This is a genomic window from Maricaulis sp., from assembly GCF_039978735.1.
GTDB lineage: Bacteria > Pseudomonadota > Alphaproteobacteria > Caulobacterales > Maricaulaceae > Maricaulis.
The window spans coordinates 103031-121849 of sequence record NZ_JBDWAS010000052.1; the positions used below are offsets into that span (position 1 = coordinate 103031).

An 18819-nucleotide genomic window follows, 5' to 3' on the forward strand; every position below is an offset into this window, starting at 1 on the left:
TTGCGTTTGCGCTACCATCCGGTCAGCGATTGGACGCGAGAGCCGGTACCCGACACGATGACTGTGAAAACGCGGGCCAACAAGCAATTCGGTGCCACGATCAAGGATGTGGCGCAAAGTGCGGGCGTTTCGGCGATGACCGTCTCGCGGGTGCTGAACGGCGAAGCGAATGTGCGCCCGGAGACCCGTGAACGGGTCCAGGCCGCCATTCGCGACCTGCGCTACCGGCCCAACCTGTCCGCACGAAACCTGGCCCGCGCGAACACCTGGTTCATCGGTCTTCTCTACGACAATCCCGGCGCCGGCTCTGTCTCCGAACTGCTGATCGGGGCGCTGAACCGGTGCCGTGAGGCCGGCTATCATCTCGTGGTGGAGACCTGCGGCGCCAGCGAAGACGACTGGGTACGCACGGTCGGATCCATGCTGGAGAGAGGCGGGTTTGACGGGCTGATCCTGCCGCCACCGGTCTGCAATCATGCCGGTGTGCTGGCGGCGATCGAGGCGGCCGGCCTGCCCTTCATCCGCATTGCGCCGGATGAGGCCGGCGATCACGGGCCCGCCATCACCACGGACGACCGGGCCGCAGCGCGCAACATGACCGCGCACCTGATCGAGCAGGGTCATCGCCGGATCGGCTTTATCGGCGGCCCGGACGGGCAGCGTGCGAGCCGTGAGCGCCATGCGGGTTATTGCGATGCACTCACGGCAGCGGGCATGGACGTCGATCCCGCACTCATTGTGCCGGGCGAATTCACCTACCGTTCCGGCCTCAGGGCGGCCGAGCGATTGCTCGCCCTGTCGCCCCGGCCGACGGCGATCTTTGCAGCGAATGACGACATGGCCTTGGCGGTGATCGCCCAGGCGCATCGCCTGGCGCTCGATCTGCCGGGCGAGCTGAGCGTTGCCGGTTTCGACGATACCCAGAGCGCCACAGCGGTCTGGCCGCAGCTCACGACCGTCCGCCAGCCGGTTTCGTGCATGGCGGCGGAGGCCGTCGGAATTCTCGCCGGCCGGCTGGATGCGGCTCGGGCGGGAGAGGAATGCGGCCATGCCGAGCCGCATGAAATCGGGTCCGAGATCATCCTGCGGGAATCCGTCGCGCCGCCCGCAAGCACCGGTTAGGCGCTCGCCGCTTGCCCGCATGCTGGAGTGGTGACTAAAGTCGCGCCCCTTGCGGGGACTTCATCGCGGAGCGAACCATGTCCGACTGGCGCAACAAGCCGGAAATCGATAGCGCAGCCGTCCAGGCGCTGGTCAGCGCGGTCGGCGAATCGGTGTTTCGCGACATGAGCGTGCAGTTTGTCGCAGACCTGCGGCGGCTGGTGGATACCTACTGGGCCGCCATGGACCGCGGCGAGCGGCCGGATGCCCACGCCACCGCCCATGCCCTGAAGGGCGCGGCCGCAAATATCGGGCTCATCCGGCTGGCGGCAGTGGCCGCGGCGCTCGAACAGGACGACAATGCCGCCCGCGATGCGCTCAATGCCGAGCTGGAGGTGGCCCTGACCCGCCTGACCGAAGCGGTCTGACGAGCGCCCGCCGCTGGGGCGGGCCGGGGAGTGACGATGGAATACAGATCCGAATTCACCGGAAGTCCGGTCGTGGTTGCGATCGAAGGTGTCCTCACCTTCGATGATCACGAACGCTTCCGCGAACTCGTCGGCACGCTCGCCGATCAGACGCCGGGACCCGTGGTGTTCGACCTCTCCGGGCTGACCATGATCGACTCGGCCGGCATCGGCATGCTGATCATGGCCAATGACCGCATCGCCAAGCGCGGCGGCGGTCTGCGCCTGCGCGGTGTTTCCGGGCAGGTTGCCAAGGTTGTCGAGCTTTCCAGGATCGAGCAGCTGATCCCGATCGACTGAGGCGCGGATGGACCTCGCACATTCCCAGTCCGAGCATGACGACCCGGCGCGTGACCGGATCCTCATTGTCGACGACCAGGCGTCGTCGCGACTTCTGATCGGGTCGGTGCTGGAAGCGGCGGGCTATACCTGTCTCGCCTATGCCGGGGACGGGGTCGAGGCGATCGAATGGCTCGCAGCCAACACGGCTGACATCGTCATCCTGGATATCCGCATGCCCCGCATGGACGGCTTCGAGGTGTGCCGCGAAATCCGCGGCCGGCTGGCGCTCGATCTTCCGATCCTGGTGCAGACCGGCATCCAGGAAGCGGACTGCCGGGTCGACGCCTTCAAGGTCGGGGCGTCCGACATCGTCTCCAAACCGCTCAATCCCGGCGAACTGGTCTCCCGCGTGCGGCTGCATCTGGAACGCCGCCGCATGATCGGTCGGCTGCAGCGCTACCAGGACCGGATGGAAGACGAGCTGCGCGCCGCCCAGTCCATGCAGCTGGCGCTTCTGCCCGGACCGGAGGATGTCGCCGCAATCCTGCATCCGCGCGGTGCCGCGATGACCGCTTTCTACCGGGCTTCTCACATGCTGGGCGGCGATCTCTGGCAGGTCTTCCCGGTGGACGAAACCCGGTTCGGTGTCTTCATGGTCGACCTGTCCGGGCATGGCGTGTCGGCCGCCATCAACGCCTTCCGGGTCAACATGATCACCGCCGGACTGGTTCGCGAGCGGGCCGATCCGGCCCGGTGGCTGGCCGCGCTGAACCGGACGCTCGTGCCGATCCTGCCGGTCGAGCACTTCGCAACCGCCTTCTATGCTGTCATCGACCCGGCCGCCGGCGAGATGCGCTATGCCGTGGCCGGAGCGCCGCCGCCCCTGATCCTGCACGGCGATGGCAGCTGGGAGGAATTGTCCGGGCGCGGCCTGATCCTGGGCTGCCTGGCGGATGCCGAGTACGAGACGTTCACAGCACAGCTGGGACCGCAGGACCGGCTGTTCGCCTACAGCGACGCGCTGTACGAGGACTTCGAGAATCCCGACGCCAGCCTTGCGGCCGGCGATATCGCGACGGCCGTACAGGCCGAGGCGGCTGCGGGCGCCGATGCGTTCGCCGGCCGGCTGCTGACCCGCCTCTTCGGCCGGGCCGATGCCGAATTCCGCGACGACCTGACCTTCCTGCTGATCGGACTGGATGTCCCATGAAAACCCGTGACGACCTGATCTGGATGATGGTGTCCGACGGCCCGCTGGCGCGCCGCCTGGGCGATTATCTGCAGGACGAACCGCGCGGTGTGCTGGTCGGCGAGACCGCCCTGCCGGAGACCGGCGAGATCGGGGTGGTGATCGCCGACGATGCGCATCTGGGTGCGCTGAAGGCAGCCCGGCTGCGGGCCGGTGAGGCGATGCAGTCCATTTTCCTGACCGAACGGACAGACAGCCAGGTCCAGGCCGATTTCGTGCTGTCGCGCGACACCGATTTCGGGTCGGTGAAGTCGGTCTTCGAGGCCGCCTGCGACTATCGCGAACAGGTGCTGGAACTGCAGGCCGATGTGGCGCGCCGCAAGTCCGCCATCGGCACGATCATGAACGGACAGTTCGTCTTCCGCACGCTCGACGAGGCGCGCAACCTGTCGACCATGCTGGCGCTGGCCTGTCCCAATTCCGACGCCGTGGTGGTCGGTCTGCAGGAGTTGCTGGTCAATGCCGTCGAGCACGGCAATCTGGAAATCACCGGCGCACAGAAGCGCGACCTGCTGATCGCCGGGACCTGGCGCGAGGAAGTCGAGCGCCGGCTCGCCGATCCGGCCTATGCCCAGCGGCGGGTCATTGTCACCTTCCAGCGCGGGGCGCGGATGATTGCCTTCACCATCCAGGACGAGGGCGAGGGGTTCGATCACGAGGCTTTTCTTGCGGGGCCGCCGGCCGGGGCAGGCTATCGCGGGCGCGGCATCACGCTGGCGCGCACGCTCTCTTTCTCCTCGCTGACCTATATGGGCTCGGGCAGTGTGGTCGAGGCGGTGATCCTGCTGGACAGGCAGGCGGGCTGAGCGCCGCTGCACCGACTTGAAACTTTCATTGGTCATTCCCGGCCGTATTCGATAGGCCTGCGCGGCCTGGAGCAGGATGGTTTCCTGCGGAACCGGTTCTGCTCCGGAATCTTGAGCGGTCACGTGATCGAACCGGTGAACCGGGTTCCATCTCACCTGATCACGCTCCAGCGGAACGAGGTCACGACGTGCGTATCAAATCCTTCGGCCCGGCGGTTGTCCTGGGCGTCTTCCTGGCCGGTGCTGCGAGCGCCGCAACCCTTCAGGACACCGGCAGCGACAGCGATAACTGGCAGCGCGCCCGCGCCGAGCTGGACCGCCGCATGGCAGTCGACGTCCGTCCGCAGCAGGCCCGCAATGTCATCCTCTTCATCGCCGACGGGATGAGCATCCCCACCATTTCCGCCGCGCGGATCTATGGCGGCGAGCGGGCCGGCGATGGCGAGACGCACACCCTGTCCTTCGAGGCCTTCCCCAGCACCGCCCTGGTGCGCACCTACAATGCTGACGCCCAGGTCGCCGACAGCGCCAGCACGGCAACGGCGCTGGTGACCGGCCACAAGACGCGCTCGGGCGCCATCAGCGTGCGCGCCGACCAGTTCCTCGACGCCTGCGCGCCCGATGCGGATCTGCCGCCGAGCCTGGTCGAGCTGGCCGAGCGTCGCGGCCTCGCCACCGGCATCGTCTCGACCGCCCGCCTGACCCACGCCACGCCGGCCACGCTCTACGCGCACAGCCTGATCCGCTCCTGGGAAGCCGACAGCGATATGCGGCCGGAAGGTGTCGCCGCCGGCTGTGTCGACATCGCCGCGCAATTGCTGGCCTTCGACGAGGGTGACGGTATCGAGCTGGCGCTGGGCGGCGGCCGGGCCCGCTTCCTGCCCGAAGCCGAGGGCGGCGTGCGCGCCGACGGACGCAATCTGATCGCGGAATGGCAGGCGCACGACCGCGTCGCCGTCACCGATGCGGCCGGTTTCCGGGCGCTCGATCCGGCCACCGGTGCGCCGGTGCTGGGTCTGTTCTCCGACAGCCACATGGCCTATGAGGCCGACCGCAGCGCGGCCGACGAGCCCTCCCTGGCGGAAATGACCGCCTTCGCCATCGATCGCCTGTCGCAGAATGAGGACGGTTATGTGCTGATGGTCGAGGCCGGCCGGGTCGATCATGCCCACCACGCCACCAATGCCTATCGCGCCCTGACCGACATGCAGGCCTTCGACGCGGCCATCGCGGCGGTGCTGGGGCGGGTCGATCTGGACGAGACGCTGATCGTCGTCACCGCCGATCACGGCCACACCATGACCTTCTCGGGCTATCCCGGCCGCGGCAATCCCATTCTCGGCCTGGTGCGGCGGGCGAACCCCTACGAGCCGGGCTCCGAGCCGCAGCTGACGCTGGACGAGAGCGGCCGGCCCTACACCACGCTGGGTTATCAGAACGGTCCCAATGTCCGTCCCCATGAGGGCGAGCCTCTGGACGACGAGACGGTGATGGCGCCCGACTATCACCAGGAAACTGCAGTCGAACTGTCCAACGAGACTCATTCCGGTGCGGATGTCGCGCTTTATGCCAATGGCCCGCGGGCGCATTGGTTCGGCGGGTCGATCGAGCAGAACACGGTCTTCCACCTGATCTCCGCCGCGCTCGGCTGGGGGCAGGATGAGGACGAGACCGCGGCGGAATAAAATTACGCGTTCAGCTGTGGTTCAGCGCCAGAATTGTCTAAACTTGGATCACGCTACCGGATGGGACGGCACAAGGGTGACCGGGCCGGCGGCTCAAAAAGGGGATCCGTCATGCAGTTTCGTTCTCTCGCCGCCGCTGCGGCTGTCCTGGCCTGCGCCGCTCCGGCCATCGCCCAGGATTATTCCGCACCGCCCACCTATGGCAGCGTCAATCTGAACTCCGGTTTCACGCCGGATCCCTACACCGTGCGCATCACCTCCGGCGGTGCGCGCTCGGCGGCCAATGTGTCCTCCTCCTGCCGCGGCTGGATCGCCGATGCGCCGGACTATTCGGTCTATTACACCGCCGGCAACATGTTCGACCTGACCATTGGCGCCACGTCCAGCTCCGACACGACGCTCGTCGTCAACGGGCCCAGCGGCAACTGGTATTGCGACGATGACAGCGGCGAAGGGCTCAATCCGAGCATGACCTTCTCCAACCCGCAATCCGGCCGCTACGACATCTGGGTCGGCTCCTACAGCCAGGGCGATTATGCCGACGCCGTCCTCGCCATCTCCGAACTCGGCGGCTCCGGCGGCAGCTATAATGGCGGCGGCAATAGCTATGGCGGGATCGACTATTCCCTGCCGGCCAATTTCGGCAGCGCCAATCTGCGCGCCGGCTTCACGCCCGACCCCTACCGCGTCGACATCGTCTCCGGCGGCGCCTATCGCGCTTCGGACGTGCGCAGCGGCTGTGCCGGCTGGGTCTCCGCCGCGCCGGACTTCGAGCTGCGCTACACGGCCGGCTCCAGCCTGCCGCTGATCCTGTCGGCGGCCTCCTCGTCGGACACGACCATCCTGGTCAACGATCCGAACGGCAACTGGCACTGCAATGATGATGGCGGCAACAGCGGTCTCAACCCGGCCCTGACCTTCCACAATCCGGCCTCGGGCACCTATGACATCTGGATCGGTTCCTACCGCCAGGGCGAGAATGCCAACGCCTCGCTGTCGATCTCGGAGCTTTACAGCGAATAGGCCGTCCCGGCTGACACCAGACACAAAGGGCCGTCCGGACAATCCGGGCGGCCCTTTTTCTGTCTGCTTTCTTGTCTGGCGCCGGGCTTTCACGCTACAGCTTGTGAACGCTGTTCATGGGAGGGACGGGGCATGACACGGATCATTCTGGGCGCGATCGCCATCCTGCTGGCGGTGGCTGCCGGCCTCTTCTTCTACGTCATCCCCGTGCGCATCGATGCCGGGCGCAATGTCGTCACCCCGCACGAGCCCTACGCCATCTCCGCCGAAGCGCAGGCCCTGCACGCCACGCTCGACGTCGCCGACCTGCACTCTGACATGCTCCTGTGGATGCGCGATCCGGCACAGCGCAACGATCGCGGCCATACCGACCTGCCGCGCCTGCGCGAGGGGCGGGTGGCCTTCCAGGTCTTCTCCAGCGTCACCAAGACGCCGTCCTCGATGAATTACGAGGAAAACTCGGCCGACAGCGACAATATCACCCCGCTCGCCATCGCCCAGCGCTGGCCGGTCGACACCTGGGGCTCGATCCGCAATCGCGCGCTCTACCATGCCGATCGCCTCAACCGCCTGGCCGAGAATGACGACGCCTTCACCGTCATCCGCACGCGCGGCGATCTCGACGCGGTGCTGGCGGCCCGGCAGAGCGATCCGATGGCGATGGGCGGCCTCCTCGCCACGGAAGGCGCGCACCCGCTGGAAGGCGATCTGGCCAATATCGAACCGCTCTGGGAGGCCGGTTACCGGCTGATCGGCCTGCAGCATTTCTTCGACAATGAGCTGGGCGGATCGCTGCACGGCCTCTCCGGCGCCGGCCTCACCGATTTCGGCCGCGAGGCTGTCGCCGCCCTGCTCGCGCGCGGCATGATCATCGATGTTGCTCATTCCTCGCCCGCCGTGGTGGCCGAGGTTCTGGCGATGACCGACCGGCCGCTCGTGGTCTCCCACACCGGCATTCACGGCCATTGCCCGGTCACCCGCAACATTCCCGACGGGCTGATGCGCGCCATCGCCGCGGAAGGCGGGCTGATCGGCATCGGTTTCTGGGAAGACGTGACCTGCGATGACAGCCCGTCCGGCGTCGCCGGCACCATAATCGCCGCCATCGACCTTGTCGGCCTCGACCATGTCGCCCTCGGCTCCGACTATGACGGCACCATCACCACCACATTCGACGCCTCCGAATACGCCGTCCTCACCGACCGCCTGCTGGCGGCCGGCCTCAGCGAAGACGATGTGCGCCAGGTAATGGGCGGCAATGCGATCCGGTTTTTCCGGGAGCAATTGCCGGAATAGGGGGCGGAGGCCGGCCCGGGTCTTCAGGGGCGCGCCGGGTCCTCGGGGACACACCGGCGCAAAATCCCCTTATCTTACCGATGTTTCATTGGTTCCGCCTGCGCCCGCCGGGTCTGCTGGCTCACATAAAACCGATCCAGCAAACGGAGCCATGCCCTCATGCCCCTGACCCTCAGCGCCATCGCCGTCACGCTCGCCACCCATGTGTGCACCGCGCCCGGCTGTCCGGACGCCGCGCCCTGGCCGGCCCCGATGCGCACGGTCGAGGCGGCGGGCACGCTCGTCTCGCCGCATCTGCCGCAAGCCCGCATCGCCGTACCGGACAGCGCGGTCTATGCCGGCGGCCGGCGCTGGGCGCTCTATGACGCGGTAGATGCCGAGATGCACCTCTTCGTCGAGGCCGGCGAGGACCGGGTGGTCGACCGGCTCTACTGGATCCAGTTCGAGGCCTATCTGCCGTCCCTGCCGGAGGCCGGCTATGACTTCCACCTGTCAGACCTCGAACAGCGCGAACTGGGCGACGCCAATTTCTTCGTCCGCGCCCGCTTCGGCGAGGGCGCGACCGATGTGCCGCAGGCGGGATCGGACAATGCCATGATGCGGACCGTGCTCGACGCGGCGGGCTACACCCTGCCGGCCGAGACCATCAACGCCACCATGAAACACATCCTCGACCCCGCCAATCCGCGCGAGGAGCTGATGATCATCTACATAGAAGACCTGGCCCCCACCGGCGCCTCCATGGCCGACATCATAAACGCCGGCCTGGACAGCCCGCTCTGGGAAGGCTTGTCGCGAGGTGTGCTGGATCGTGCGGAGGCGCGGGTGGTGGTGGAGGTGGAGTAGGGGAGAACGGTCGATCTTGATTGGAAGGGGTAAAGCCCTAATGCCCCCTATAGTAGCTAATGAGTGGAGGGTGCGCTGGATCGGTAACGGTGAACTTCCTCTCCACGAACTCTGGCGCAGCTCCCTCCAACGGGAAAAGTGTTTGATCCACGATTATGCACTGCCAACCGGCGAGATCGTCTTGAAGCGATCCATAGAGCTCAGAGTAAAAGTGCTCAAAAATATCGCGGTTGATCTCGGGAGTAATGTTTTTCATGGTAGAATCTATCATGAAACAATTTGGAAAACTAAGCCCTTTAGCCTTTGCGACTTTGTATATTGATAGGGCGTAAGACATCTTGAATAGCGTCTTTTTTCCTCCGCTTCCCGCGTCTTTAAACGTCCATGCGCGACTTTCGTCGCCGTTCGGAAACACATACGGAAACCAAGACTTTACATTTATATAAACTCTGTCGTCGGCCCCGAATCCGGGAAATCGGATAGATCGTAGAACGTCTTCGAGCGTTTTGTTCAAAAGTCCTATATTAGCTCTTGCGCTATCAAATTTTGAGCGCTCGGCGTCGATCTCCCTCAGCGTTTGGGCTATGTCCGCGCTAAGTTTGTCGGCGGCCTCTAGGCGGCGCTCAATCTCCTCCGGCATCTTCCGTATCTGCACAAGGTGCCGGCGCCGTTCGTTGAGTTCACCTAAGCGTGCTTCTAAGCGGCGTGCTTGGGAAATATACTCTGACTCACTCTCGCGACGCTGAGCATCCAGCGCTCTTCGTAGTTCCAGTCTCTTCTCCATGAACAGGCTGAGATCGTCAGACTGCGAGCGCAATGAAGCGCTTAGGCGCTTTAGAGACACTTTTAGGTCGTCGATGCGGTCTGAGAGGTCCTGTTCAATCAAAGCAGAGGGGCGGGAAGCGGTTCGGTGTTCTTCAGCCGACAGGTCTGACTTGCAGAGAGAGCAGGATTCCGGTTCCAGTTTTTCTACAACACCTGTGCCGCATTGCGGGCATGCAAGAAACTTGGCCTTCTCCAAAACCTCCGAAGCGCTGCTTGTTCGTGCAGCTTTGAGTTTGAGCGTCAGCAGCTCCGCTTTCAGGCTTTCTTGTTCTGATATTCGTGCTTTTATATCTTCAACCGCTTCCAGTTTCTCAAAATAAGATCTATCTAGTTCAAGAAGAAGTGCTCTATCTTGATCGCTTACGAGCTTTCTAATATCGCCAAGTTTTTGCTGTTCTTCGCGTTCCAGCTCTAGCTGTTCAGCCTCAGCATTGACGGAATCAATCTGTGCGCTGATTTGAGACTCTGAATTGTATCCGTAACTCGCGAGAAAATTATCAATCTCTTCGGCGGCTTCGCGCAGAGAGCGTTGTTTTTGCCTCAAATCCGCAAGTCGCGCTTCAAGAACAAGTAGCTGGTCGCTCTGGAAGCCAAATACAAAATTCAATACATTCTTGGACTTCTCCTTCTTTATCGGTTGCTCTAATTCAAATAGACTCGAGTCCAGGTCAAATTGATCGAGGTAGTTGAATGTGAAAAAGTCTCGAAAACTCAACCTTTCGTATTTCGAGTCTGGATCTAACCTGCTTTTTCTTACCTTGAGAACGCCTAGGCCCATTCGAGTTAGTAGGAAGTCTGAAAATCCATAGATCCCGCCTTCGAGAACCTCTTCGGTTCCCGCCTTGACAGGAATCGAAGCCTGTCTGACGCCCTCTTCTTCTTCCCACGTCGCTCTGATGACGGTGCCTTCTTCAATGGATCTCTCAAGTAAGATCTCGGTCTGCCCAACCTGAGCTAAGAGCTGAATTGAGATAACCTCACTTGAGACTGCAGGCGTTTTCGCCATTTGGCCGCCCAGGCAATAATCAACCATTTCCACAACGGTCGACTTCCCGGTCGACATCTCGCCGTGAATAAATGTAAGAATTTCACCAAATTCGACTAATTCATTGCCTTCACGGCAGAGAATTTTGAGGCTTTTAAGTTTCAAGTTTAGTGTCATGGTAGCAGTGTCTCGGCCTCAATTCGCTCATTGAGCTGCATGTCCGCCAGCTCTGGGAATTGCTCATAGATGAAATTCATAATCTTGGTGGCGCCGACATCCAGATAACGTTGCAACATTTGAGCTCGAGCCACCACCGGGGCGAACTCTTCCAACAGCTCCATTTCGCCAGCTATCTCGCAGCCTCTATCGGACAGATCTATAAGAACCTTCCGCCCCTCCACGCGGAGAACGGCGAGGCCTCTAGCGGCGAGCAGGTTTAGCAACGCGCGGTAACTATGATCCCAAGGGCCAAAGCGATATCGAACCATACTCGACTCGATCGAATGCCGTTCGAATTCCTGGACTTCAATGGCCTTTGGGTTCGCGCCTCGGGCCAGCATCGCGCTTTCGAAGTAAGCTGGATACCGAAGCAGGAAATCCAATTTCGCGAGCTTGGTGATGCCTTCGATAGCGGGGCGGTCCTGCTTTCGAAAAGCATGGATCAGCAGAAGCAACCGAGCAGCTTTTGCGTCGTTGGTCTCCTCGACTTCTTCTAAAATGTCCAGCAAATCGCTACTCACCGCCTTCCTCCATCAGAGAAAAGCGTGGTGACCACCAAACCTTGCATTGCTCGGTCAGCAGCCCGGCTGCCCCCAACAAGTGTTCGGGTGTACAGCCGTGTAGCTTCCCGTCCTCTCTATCTGCCCGCTCACGGAGCTTCTGCAATAGGTCGGTGTACATATTGGCACCATAAGGTTCCGGTGCTCCTTCGGCTGCTGCGACGGCTTCGACGCAGTCAGTCATCACGCGCGCCAAGATATCTTGGCGTTGGGTGCGTGCTCTGGCCAAACTGTGTTTTCTAGCCCAACGAAGTTCGAGGCTCTGAAAACTTCGTACTAGGTCCTCTAGATGGTCTATGCGAACTTTCTGGACGCCACCGGCGGCCAGTTTCTGCACCATTTTTCGTAGATCTACTGGCAGATCGCCCACCCCAAGGAGGCCATCGAGTATCAGGGGTTCATCCGCGTTGTCAGCGCGCTCCGATATGGCGCGTTGAACCGCCTCGCCATCGAGCTTCTTTCCGGCAAGTGTCGAAGCGGCCAGTGCTTGATTGAAGCCACCCCCTGCGGCGTAGAGGTCGGCCTGGCCTTTCCCCAACCCTAGACTAGAGGCATTCTGCGCAAGAGCTATTAAGTCGTTCGCCAAAAGCAGCAGCTTCGGATAGGTCCAGTCGCTAACGGTGCCAAGTTCCCAGATGGCGGCAAGCAAGGTTCGTTCAATATTCGTGATGGGTTCATCGCGAGCATTAAGCAGAACGCGTGAGAGTGTTTTGGCGGCGTCCTCTTGGTTGAGTTCCGCCTGTGCTGCGACCTTCTGGACCGCAATCCGCTTTTCAGACGTAGCGCGCAGCCCTTTTACCGTTGGTTTCTCTTGAAGCTGGTTGACCACCCAAGGCAGGTTCTGATGGCTTTCTTTGTCGTTCCAGAACCTGTGGTTAGTTGAAAAATCAAACCTGTCGATCTGCCCTGGGTAGTTCGCATCGAGCCTGCAGAACTTCGCCAACGCTTTTAGTACAGGACTGTCTGTAAGCCTTAGTGGGTCGAGGCGAAGTTCTCGCGTCTTTACCTGCACGGCAACGTACTTCCCCGAAGCTTCTTCGATGATGAAGTCTTCGTGGTTTTCGCAGATCACGCTGCGCACTTTTTCCGGGGTGGTCACGCACCGAAGCGCATTAAACGCGGCGTACGCATACTGGTAACGAAAGCGCGAACCGACCGCATCTCCAGGGTCTGAACTATCCAGCACCTCCCCGAGATGGATCGTCTGTTCTTTGTCCCCCATCAAACACCTCACTGTCCCCTCTACACTCATTAGTGCACCTGCGCGATATATGCAATTTTGCGCTGAACCTCTGAGCTGGGTTGAAAGCTGGTATCTAAATGCTGGCAAAACGACCAGAGCTGGGGGCGAGTAGGCCGGACGAGAAGATGAATTTGTATTTCATCTCCGCCGTTCTCCCGAGAGACGACGGGGCCCATCTTCGCCGACAAGAAGACCAATTCGGCCGGGCTTCAGCTCGCGGACCTCACTGCCCGGCCTATAGGGCGGTACGTTCTCGACCAGGGTCAACCGAACAGGGCCTGGGACATTATCGAGCCGAAACTCCGTCGCAGCCCGACAGGTGCTGTTGCGGGCTGGGGGCTGAAAATATTCCCCTGAAAAGCAAAAGGCTCCGGGAAACCCCAGAGCCAGTCGCCGACCGGGAACAACCCCCAGTCCGATGCAACCAATATAATGAGGCAGGGCGGCCAGGGCAATATCCCCCAAGCCGCCACAGCCTCTGCCTCCAGCCGCTCCACCAGCTTAACCCCGGCGCCTGAACACGTCAGGTCCCCGCCGGGATCGCCAGTCCATTCGCCCGCCTCGTGCATGGCGTTGACCGCCTTGCGTATCCGCGGCGCGGCGGCGGCTCCCACGGCACCGGACGGGTTGGCCTTGTCCGGCGAAGACTGCGACACTTACCGATCCCGCGCATACCGCGCCTCGACCGCAAACTCCGGCAGCCAGCTTTCCCGCCTTTCCACCCAGCATTCATAGGTCGGCGCAAGCTGGTCCGGGCGGTCCAGCGTGCCGAGATGGATCTCGGTCTCGTTTCCGGTGCGGGCGAAGACGGAGCCGCCGCAATCGGGGCAGAAGTGGCGGCCCTGATAGCTGCGGGTCTCGCCGTCGACGGTGACGGCGTCCTCCGGGAAGATTGCGGCAGCATAAAAGAGTGCGCCGTGATGCTTGCGGCAGTCGAGGCAGTGGCACACGCCGACCCGGTCGGGCCGCCCCGACGCCGCGATCCGCACCTTGCCGCAAAGGCAACCGCCGGTGATCTTCTCCATGAGACCTCTCCGTCCTGGCCAGGCGGGAAGGCTTACACCGCGAAGGCGCAATCCGGCCACTGCTGCGGTGAGGATCTTCCCGGGCTGAGCTGTCAGAGCAAACGTGCGCGCTCCGCGGCGCTTTGCGCCGCCCCCTCAGTCCGCTTCGCGGACAGCTCCCCCGCAAGCGGGGCGAGCCCTGATCAGGCTTTCCCTGCGTAGCGGGGGAAGTGGCCGAGCCCGGCCTTGTGCCGGTTGAGGTCGAAGGGGGCCGGTAAGCCCTAAGCCGCCACGGCCTCCGCCTCCAGCCGCTCCACCAGCTTAACCCCGGCGCCCGAACACGTCAGATCCCCGCCGAGATCGCCGGTCCATTCGCCGGCCTCATGCATGGCGTTGTCACCCCCGTGTCTTCACCCCGCCTCTTCACCCACCCAGTCCCCATCCGAATCTTGACATTTCGCCTGTTTTGTCTATTTTGTGCCAATTGGACATTACGAGGCGAGCCATGACCTATGTTCCCGCGACCGATGTGAAGCAGAATTTCGGGCGCTATGTCGAAGAGGCGCAGCATCGCCCGGTGCATGTGCAGAAGCATGGCCGGGACAGTGTGGTGATCGTCTCGGCGCGTCATTATGCCGAGCTGGTGAAGAACCAGAGATCGCGCGAGGCCGGCGAGCTCGATGCCGAAACGGTCGACCGGCTGACCGGCGCGCGGATGGACACGCGGCACGACCATCTCGACAGGCTGATGGACGATTAGCATGGCCTTTCCCGAACCCGAAACGGGGCGGGTCATCGGATACAATTTTCTCTGGAGCCATGAGCGCGATGCGGGCGAGAGCGCCGGGCGCAAGGCGCGGCCTGTCCTGATCCTCGCAGTGCGGGAGATCACGGCCGGCCGTGAGGTCTGGGTCGTGCCGTTTACAGGGCAGGATCACGCGGAGACACCGCACGCGGTGGCCGTGCCGCCACGTGTGCAAGCGCATCTCGGCCTCACCCGGGATGCCTCCTACATCATCGCCTCGCAGATCAATGTGTTTGTCTGGCCGGGCGCCGACCTGAACCGATATCCTGAACGCGATGGTGTTATGGATATCGGCTTCGTGCCGCCTGCCTTGCTCAGGCAGGTGCAAATCGCGCTGCGCTCCGCCTGGGAGAGCCAGGCGGCGGACAAGACCGTCCGCGATCCCGCATCGTGAAGCGTATCGTGGCAGCCCTAAGCCGCCACGGCCTCCGCCTCCAGCCGTTCCACCAGCTTCACACCGGCGCCTGAACACGTCAGGTCTCCGCCCAGATCGCCGGTCCATTCGCCGGCCTCGTGCATGGCGTTGACCGCCTTGCGGATGCGGGCGGCGGCGTCGGTTTCGCCCAAGGATTCCAGGAGCTGGGCGGCGGCTTCGATGGCGCCGAACGGGTTGGCCTTGTCCTGGCCGGCAATGTCGGGGGCCGAGCCGTGGATGGGTTCGAAAATGCCGGGACGGGCCTCGCCCAGCGAGGCGGAGCCCAAAAGGCCGATTGAGCCGGGCAGCATGGAGGCCTCGTCGGACAGGATGTCGCCGAACATGTTCTCGGTGACGATGACGTCGAAACTGGCCGGGGCGCGCAAGAGGTGCATCGCCGCGGCGTCGACATACATGTGGTCGAGGGCGATATCGGGATAGTCGCGCGCGCCCATCTCCGAGACGGTCTCGCGCCACAGGCGGCTGGTTTCCAGCACATTGGCCTTGTCCACCGAGGTGAGACGGCCGCGGCGCAGGCGGGCCTGTTCGAAGGCGACGCGGGCGACGCGGGCAATCTCCGCGCGGCTGTAGGTGCAGGTGTCGGAGGCCTGGCTGTCCGTGCGCTCGCGCAGGCCGAAATAGATGCCGCCGGTCAGTTCGCGCACGATCAAAAGGTCCGTCCCCGCTACGAGATCGGCTCGCAGCGGGGACTTGTCCGCCAGCGCGGGGTGCACGCTGGCAGGTCTCAGATTGGCATAGACGCCGAGCGCCTTGCGCAGGGCCAGAAGGCCGGCTTCGGGGCGCGAGGGGGCCTGGTCCCATTTGGGTCCGCCCACTGCGCCGAGGAAGACCGCGTCGGCGGCCTGGCAGGCAGCCAGGGTCTCGTCGGTCAGGGGTTCGCCATAGCGGTCGATCGAGGCGCCGCCGAAAGCGTGCTCCTCGAACCGGACCGAAAAGCCGGACAGGGCGGCAGCCCGTTCGATGACGGCGCGGGCGACGCGGGTGATTTCCGGGCCGATCCCGTCACCGGGCAGAAGGACGATGCGATAGGTCATGCGGTCTGTGTCTCGTAAGCGGTGATGGCGTCTTCGTTGGCGGTGAGGAAGCCGAGCGGGTCGGTGCCTTCCATCAGGCAGTGCCGGGCGAAGGGTTCGATCGTGAAGTCGAAACCGGGCCCGTTGCCCATCTCGACGCGCTGGGCGGCAAGGTCGACGGTGATCTCGACATCGGGATGGGCCAGCAGCCAGTCATGCGCCTCTTTCGGGGCGAGGATCGGCAGGAGGCCGTTCTTGGCCGCATTGGAGCGGAAGATGTCGGCGATCTCCGAGGAGATGACGGCGCGGAAGCCGAAATCGTGCAGCGCCCAGGGCGCATGCTCGCGCGAGGAGCCGCAGCCGAAATTGCGCCCTGCCACAAGGATGCGGTGGGTTTCCGTGTCCAGCGCGTTGAGGGCGACGGTCTCCAGCGGCTTGCCCTCACTGTCATAGCGCCAGTCGTGGAAGGCCTTGTCGCCCAGCCCGTCGCGCGAGGTCGTGGTGAGGAAGCGCGCGGGGATGATCTGGTCGGTGTCGATGTCTTCCTGGTCGATCACGAAAGTGCGGCTGGTCAGCGCGGTGAAGCGTTCAGGCATGGGCGGGCTCCATCAGCGTGGCCGGGTCGATGACATGGCCGGCGATCGCGGCTGCGGCGGCCGTGGCCGGGCTGGCCAGCACGGTGCGCGCGCCGGGACCCTGGCGGCCCTCGAAATTGCGGTTCGAGGTGGAGACGATCAGCTGGCCCGGCTCGCCCTTGTCGCCATTCATGGCGATGCACATGGAACAGCCCGGCTGGCGCCACTCCGCGCCGGCCTCGATGAAGATCCGGTCCAGCCCTTCCGCCTCGGCCTGTTTGCGCACGGCGACCGAGCCGGGCACCACGAGGGCGCGCACGCCTTGCGCCACCCGGCGTCCGCTCATGATCGCGGCGGCAGCGCGCAGGTCTGTGATGCGCGAATTGGTGCACGAGCCGATGAAGACCTGGTCGACCTTCGCGCCGGAAACCGGCTTTCCCGCCTCGAACTGCATATAGCCCAGCGCGCGGGCATGGGAGGCCGACCGTGCGGCCGGAACCGGGGCGTCGACGGCGATGCCGGTATCCGGTGCCGTGCCCCAGGTGACCATCGGCCGGATCTGTGTCGCGTCGATCATCACCTCACGATCGAAGCGCGCGCCCGGATCGGAGCGGAAATGTGACCAGCGTGTCACCGCCATGTCCCACTTATCGGGGTCTGACGGCACATGTTCGCGACCCTTAAGCCACGCAAATGTGGTCTCGTCGGCGGCAATCATCCCCGCGCGCGCGCCCGCCTCGATCGACATGTTGCAGACCGTCATCCGGCCCTCCATGTCGAGCGCCTCGATCGCCTCGCCGGCATATTCGATCACGCATCCCGTACCGCCATCCACACCGATCTCGGCGATCACCGCGAGGATGATATCCTTGGCCGAAACGCCTGGCGCAGTAGGGCCGTCCAGTGTGATCCGCATGGATTTCGGCTTGCGCTGCAACAGGCATTGCGTCGCCAGCACATGGCCGACTTCCGTCGTGCCGATCCCGAAGGCCAGCGCTCCGAAAGCGCCATGGGTGGCGGTATGGCTGTCACCGCACACAATCGTCATGCCCGGCTGGGTCGCCCCCAGTTCCGGCCCGATCACATGCACCACACCGCGATGCTCACTATCCCAGCCATGCAGGGTAATCCCGTGCGCCGACGCATTCGCCTGCAGGGTCTCGACCTGCTTGCGGGCGGCCTCGGTGGCATAGGGCGGGGTCTCGCCGGGGGCGAAATCCAGCGTTGGCGTTGCGTGATCGATCGTCGCCAGGGTGCGGTCGGGCCGGCGCACCTTGAGGCCGCGCCCGGCCAGCACCGAAAAGGCCTGGGGCGAGGTGACCTCATGCACCAGGTGCAGGTCGACATAGAGCATGGCCGGCGTGTCGGCCGTCTCCGCCTTGACCAGGTGGGCGTCCCAGACCTTCTCGAACAGGGATCGCGGACGCCCGCTATCAGGCGACATGCTGGACCTCCATCGGATTGTCCTGCACCGGCTGCAGCCAGCCGTGATGGTCCGGGGTCTCGCCGGTGAACAGGCCGAAGAAGCGCTCCTGCATCTTTTCCGCGACCGGGCCACGGCCGCCGCAGCGCACGATATGGCCGTCGACCGAGCGCACCGGCGTGATCTCGGCGGCGGTGCCGGTGAAGAAGATCTCGTCGGCGACATAGAGGCTTTCGCGCGACAGGGTCTGCTCGCGCACGTCATAGCCTTCCGCCTCGGCCAGCTTGATCACGCTGTCGCGGGTCAGGCCGGACAGGATGGAGGCCGAGGTCGGCGGCGTGCGGATGATGCCGTCGGAGACGACGAAGATGTTCTCGCCGGCGCCTTCGGACACCAGGCCGTTGACGTCCAGGCCGATGCCTTCGTCGAAGCCGCGCGAGTGAGCTTCATGGCTGATCAGCACGGAAGAGAGGTAGTTGCCGCCGGCCTTGGCACCGGTCGGGATGGTGTTGGGTGCGGCCCGGTTCCAGCTGGAGATGCAGCAATTCACGCCCTTGGACAGGGCTTCCTCGCCCAGATAGGCGCCCCAGGGGAAGGCCGCGATGCAGACATCGATACTGGTGTCCTTGCCGGGCAGGACGCCGATCCCGCCATAGCCGAAATAGGCGATCGGCCGGATATAGGCATTCTTGAGATGATTGGCGCGCACCGCCATGCGGCAGGCGGCCTCGATCTCCTCCTGCGTGTAGGGGATCGGCATGTGGTAGACGCGCGCGGAATCGAACAGGCGCCGGATGTGGTCGGTGAGCCGGAAGATCACCGGGCCGGACGGCGTGTCGTAACAGCGGATGCCCTCGAACACCGAGGTGCCATAATGCAGGGCGTGGCTCAGCACATGGGTCTGGGCTTCGTGCCAGTCGATGAGTTCGCCATTGCGCCAGATGAAGTCGGTTTCGGAAATAGCCATGGTCTTGGT

Annotated in this window: 19 protein-coding genes and 1 pseudogene; 12 read left to right on the forward strand and 8 right to left on the reverse strand. The window is 63.6% G+C overall.

The annotated features are described in order from the left end of the window. The first annotated feature begins 57 nt into the window (after positions 1-57). The 9 genes from ABJO18_RS15695 (at position 58) to ABJO18_RS15735 (ending at position 8755) form a co-directional block, all read left to right on the forward strand. On the forward strand, positions 58-1122 hold the full coding sequence (locus ABJO18_RS15695; protein ID WP_348507714.1) for a LacI family DNA-binding transcriptional regulator: 1065 nt from the start codon (positions 58-60) through the stop codon (positions 1120-1122). A gap of 77 nt (positions 1123-1199) precedes the next feature. Next, positions 1200-1529 carry an Hpt domain-containing protein gene (locus ABJO18_RS15700; RefSeq protein ID WP_348507713.1) on the forward strand — a complete coding sequence of 110 codons (330 nt, stop codon included), beginning with the start codon at positions 1200-1202 and terminating at the stop codon, positions 1527-1529. 36 nt (positions 1530-1565) lie between these two features. Further along, positions 1566-1868, forward strand: a complete 303-nt coding sequence (locus ABJO18_RS15705) for an STAS domain-containing protein (protein WP_348507712.1) — start codon at positions 1566-1568, stop codon at positions 1866-1868. A gap of 7 nt (positions 1869-1875) precedes the next feature. Beyond that, a complete protein-coding gene (locus tag ABJO18_RS15710; protein ID WP_348507711.1) occupies positions 1876-3060 on the forward strand; it encodes a fused response regulator/phosphatase in 1185 nt (394 codons plus the stop codon). Next, entirely contained in the window at positions 3057-3905 is an 849-nt protein-coding gene (locus tag ABJO18_RS15715; protein WP_348515998.1) for an ATP-binding protein, read from the forward strand. Before ABJO18_RS15710 ends, ABJO18_RS15715 begins: the two co-directional genes overlap by 4 nt. A 188-nt stretch (positions 3906-4093) precedes the next feature. Next, on the forward strand, positions 4094-5590 hold the full coding sequence (locus ABJO18_RS15720) for an alkaline phosphatase (protein WP_348507709.1): 1497 nt from the start codon (positions 4094-4096) through the stop codon (positions 5588-5590). A 111-nt stretch (positions 5591-5701) separates the two neighbouring features. Continuing rightward, positions 5702-6613, forward strand: coding sequence for a peptidase (locus ABJO18_RS15725; RefSeq protein ID WP_348507708.1), 912 nt, complete (start codon positions 5702-5704; stop codon positions 6611-6613). Between the two features lie 132 nt (positions 6614-6745). Continuing rightward, on the forward strand, positions 6746-7909 hold the full coding sequence (locus tag ABJO18_RS15730) for a membrane dipeptidase (protein ID WP_348507707.1): 1164 nt from the start codon (positions 6746-6748) through the stop codon (positions 7907-7909). 159 nt (positions 7910-8068) lie between these two features. Further along, complete coding sequence (locus ABJO18_RS15735; protein WP_348507706.1) at positions 8069-8755, forward strand: hypothetical protein; 687 nt, start codon at positions 8069-8071, stop codon at positions 8753-8755. A gap of 37 nt (positions 8756-8792) precedes the next feature. On the opposite strand, the gene ABJO18_RS15740 is transcribed toward ABJO18_RS15735, so the two are convergent. From ABJO18_RS15740 to ABJO18_RS15750, 3 genes are read right to left on the reverse strand one after another with little or no spacing between them, the layout of a single operon-like run. Next, a complete protein-coding gene (locus tag ABJO18_RS15740) occupies positions 8793-10730 on the reverse strand; it encodes an AAA family ATPase (RefSeq protein WP_348507705.1) in 1938 nt (645 codons plus the stop codon). Between the two features lie 8 nt (positions 10731-10738). Then, positions 10739-11305, reverse strand: coding sequence for a hypothetical protein (locus tag ABJO18_RS15745; RefSeq protein WP_348507704.1), 567 nt, complete (start codon positions 11303-11305; stop codon positions 10739-10741). Then, on the reverse strand, positions 11298-12566 hold the full coding sequence (locus ABJO18_RS15750) for a dsDNA nuclease domain-containing protein (RefSeq protein WP_348507703.1): 1269 nt from the start codon (positions 12564-12566) through the stop codon (positions 11298-11300). The genes ABJO18_RS15745 and ABJO18_RS15750 overlap by 8 nt, the downstream gene beginning before the upstream one ends. A gap of 204 nt (positions 12567-12770) precedes the next feature. On the opposite strand from ABJO18_RS15750, the pseudogene ABJO18_RS15755 reads away from it, so the two are divergent. Beyond that, a pseudogene (locus ABJO18_RS15755) lies at positions 12771-12944 on the forward strand (DUF3800 domain-containing protein); the annotation flags it as partial. A 299-nt stretch (positions 12945-13243) separates the two neighbouring features. On the opposite strand, the gene ABJO18_RS15760 reads toward ABJO18_RS15755, so the two are convergent. Next, the gene (locus ABJO18_RS15760) at positions 13244-13612 is read right to left on the reverse strand and encodes a GFA family protein (RefSeq protein WP_348507702.1); all 369 of its coding nucleotides are present in this window, start codon (positions 13610-13612) and stop codon (positions 13244-13246) included. 484 nt (positions 13613-14096) lie between these two features. Between ABJO18_RS15760 and ABJO18_RS15765 the strand changes: the two genes are divergently transcribed. Further along, positions 14097-14351, forward strand: a complete 255-nt coding sequence (locus ABJO18_RS15765) for a type II toxin-antitoxin system Phd/YefM family antitoxin (RefSeq protein WP_348507701.1) — start codon at positions 14097-14099, stop codon at positions 14349-14351. A gap of 1 nt (position 14352) precedes the next feature. Beyond that, positions 14353-14790, forward strand: a complete 438-nt coding sequence (locus ABJO18_RS15770; protein WP_348515999.1) for a growth inhibitor PemK — start codon at positions 14353-14355, stop codon at positions 14788-14790. Between the two features lie 17 nt (positions 14791-14807). Here the strand turns inward: ABJO18_RS15770 and leuB are convergent, their stop codons facing one another. From leuB to ABJO18_RS15790, 4 genes are read right to left on the reverse strand one after another with little or no spacing between them, the layout of a single operon-like run. Further along, a complete protein-coding gene (gene leuB, locus ABJO18_RS15775; protein ID WP_348516000.1) occupies positions 14808-15866 on the reverse strand; it encodes a 3-isopropylmalate dehydrogenase in 1059 nt (352 codons plus the stop codon). Continuing rightward, positions 15863-16441 (reverse strand): 3-isopropylmalate dehydratase small subunit, encoded by a 579-nt coding sequence (gene leuD / locus ABJO18_RS15780; protein WP_348508945.1) that lies wholly within the window; start codon positions 16439-16441, stop codon positions 15863-15865. The genes leuB and leuD overlap by 4 nt, the downstream gene beginning before the upstream one ends. After that, positions 16434-17864 carry a 3-isopropylmalate dehydratase large subunit gene (gene leuC / locus ABJO18_RS15785; protein ID WP_348508944.1) on the reverse strand — a complete coding sequence of 477 codons (1431 nt, stop codon included), beginning with the start codon at positions 17862-17864 and terminating at the stop codon, positions 16434-16436. Before leuC ends, leuD begins: the two co-directional genes overlap by 8 nt. Then, positions 17854-18810, reverse strand: coding sequence for a branched-chain amino acid transaminase (locus tag ABJO18_RS15790; RefSeq protein WP_348508943.1), 957 nt, complete (start codon positions 18808-18810; stop codon positions 17854-17856). The genes leuC and ABJO18_RS15790 overlap by 11 nt, the downstream gene beginning before the upstream one ends. Between the last annotated feature and the right edge of the window lie 9 nt (positions 18811-18819).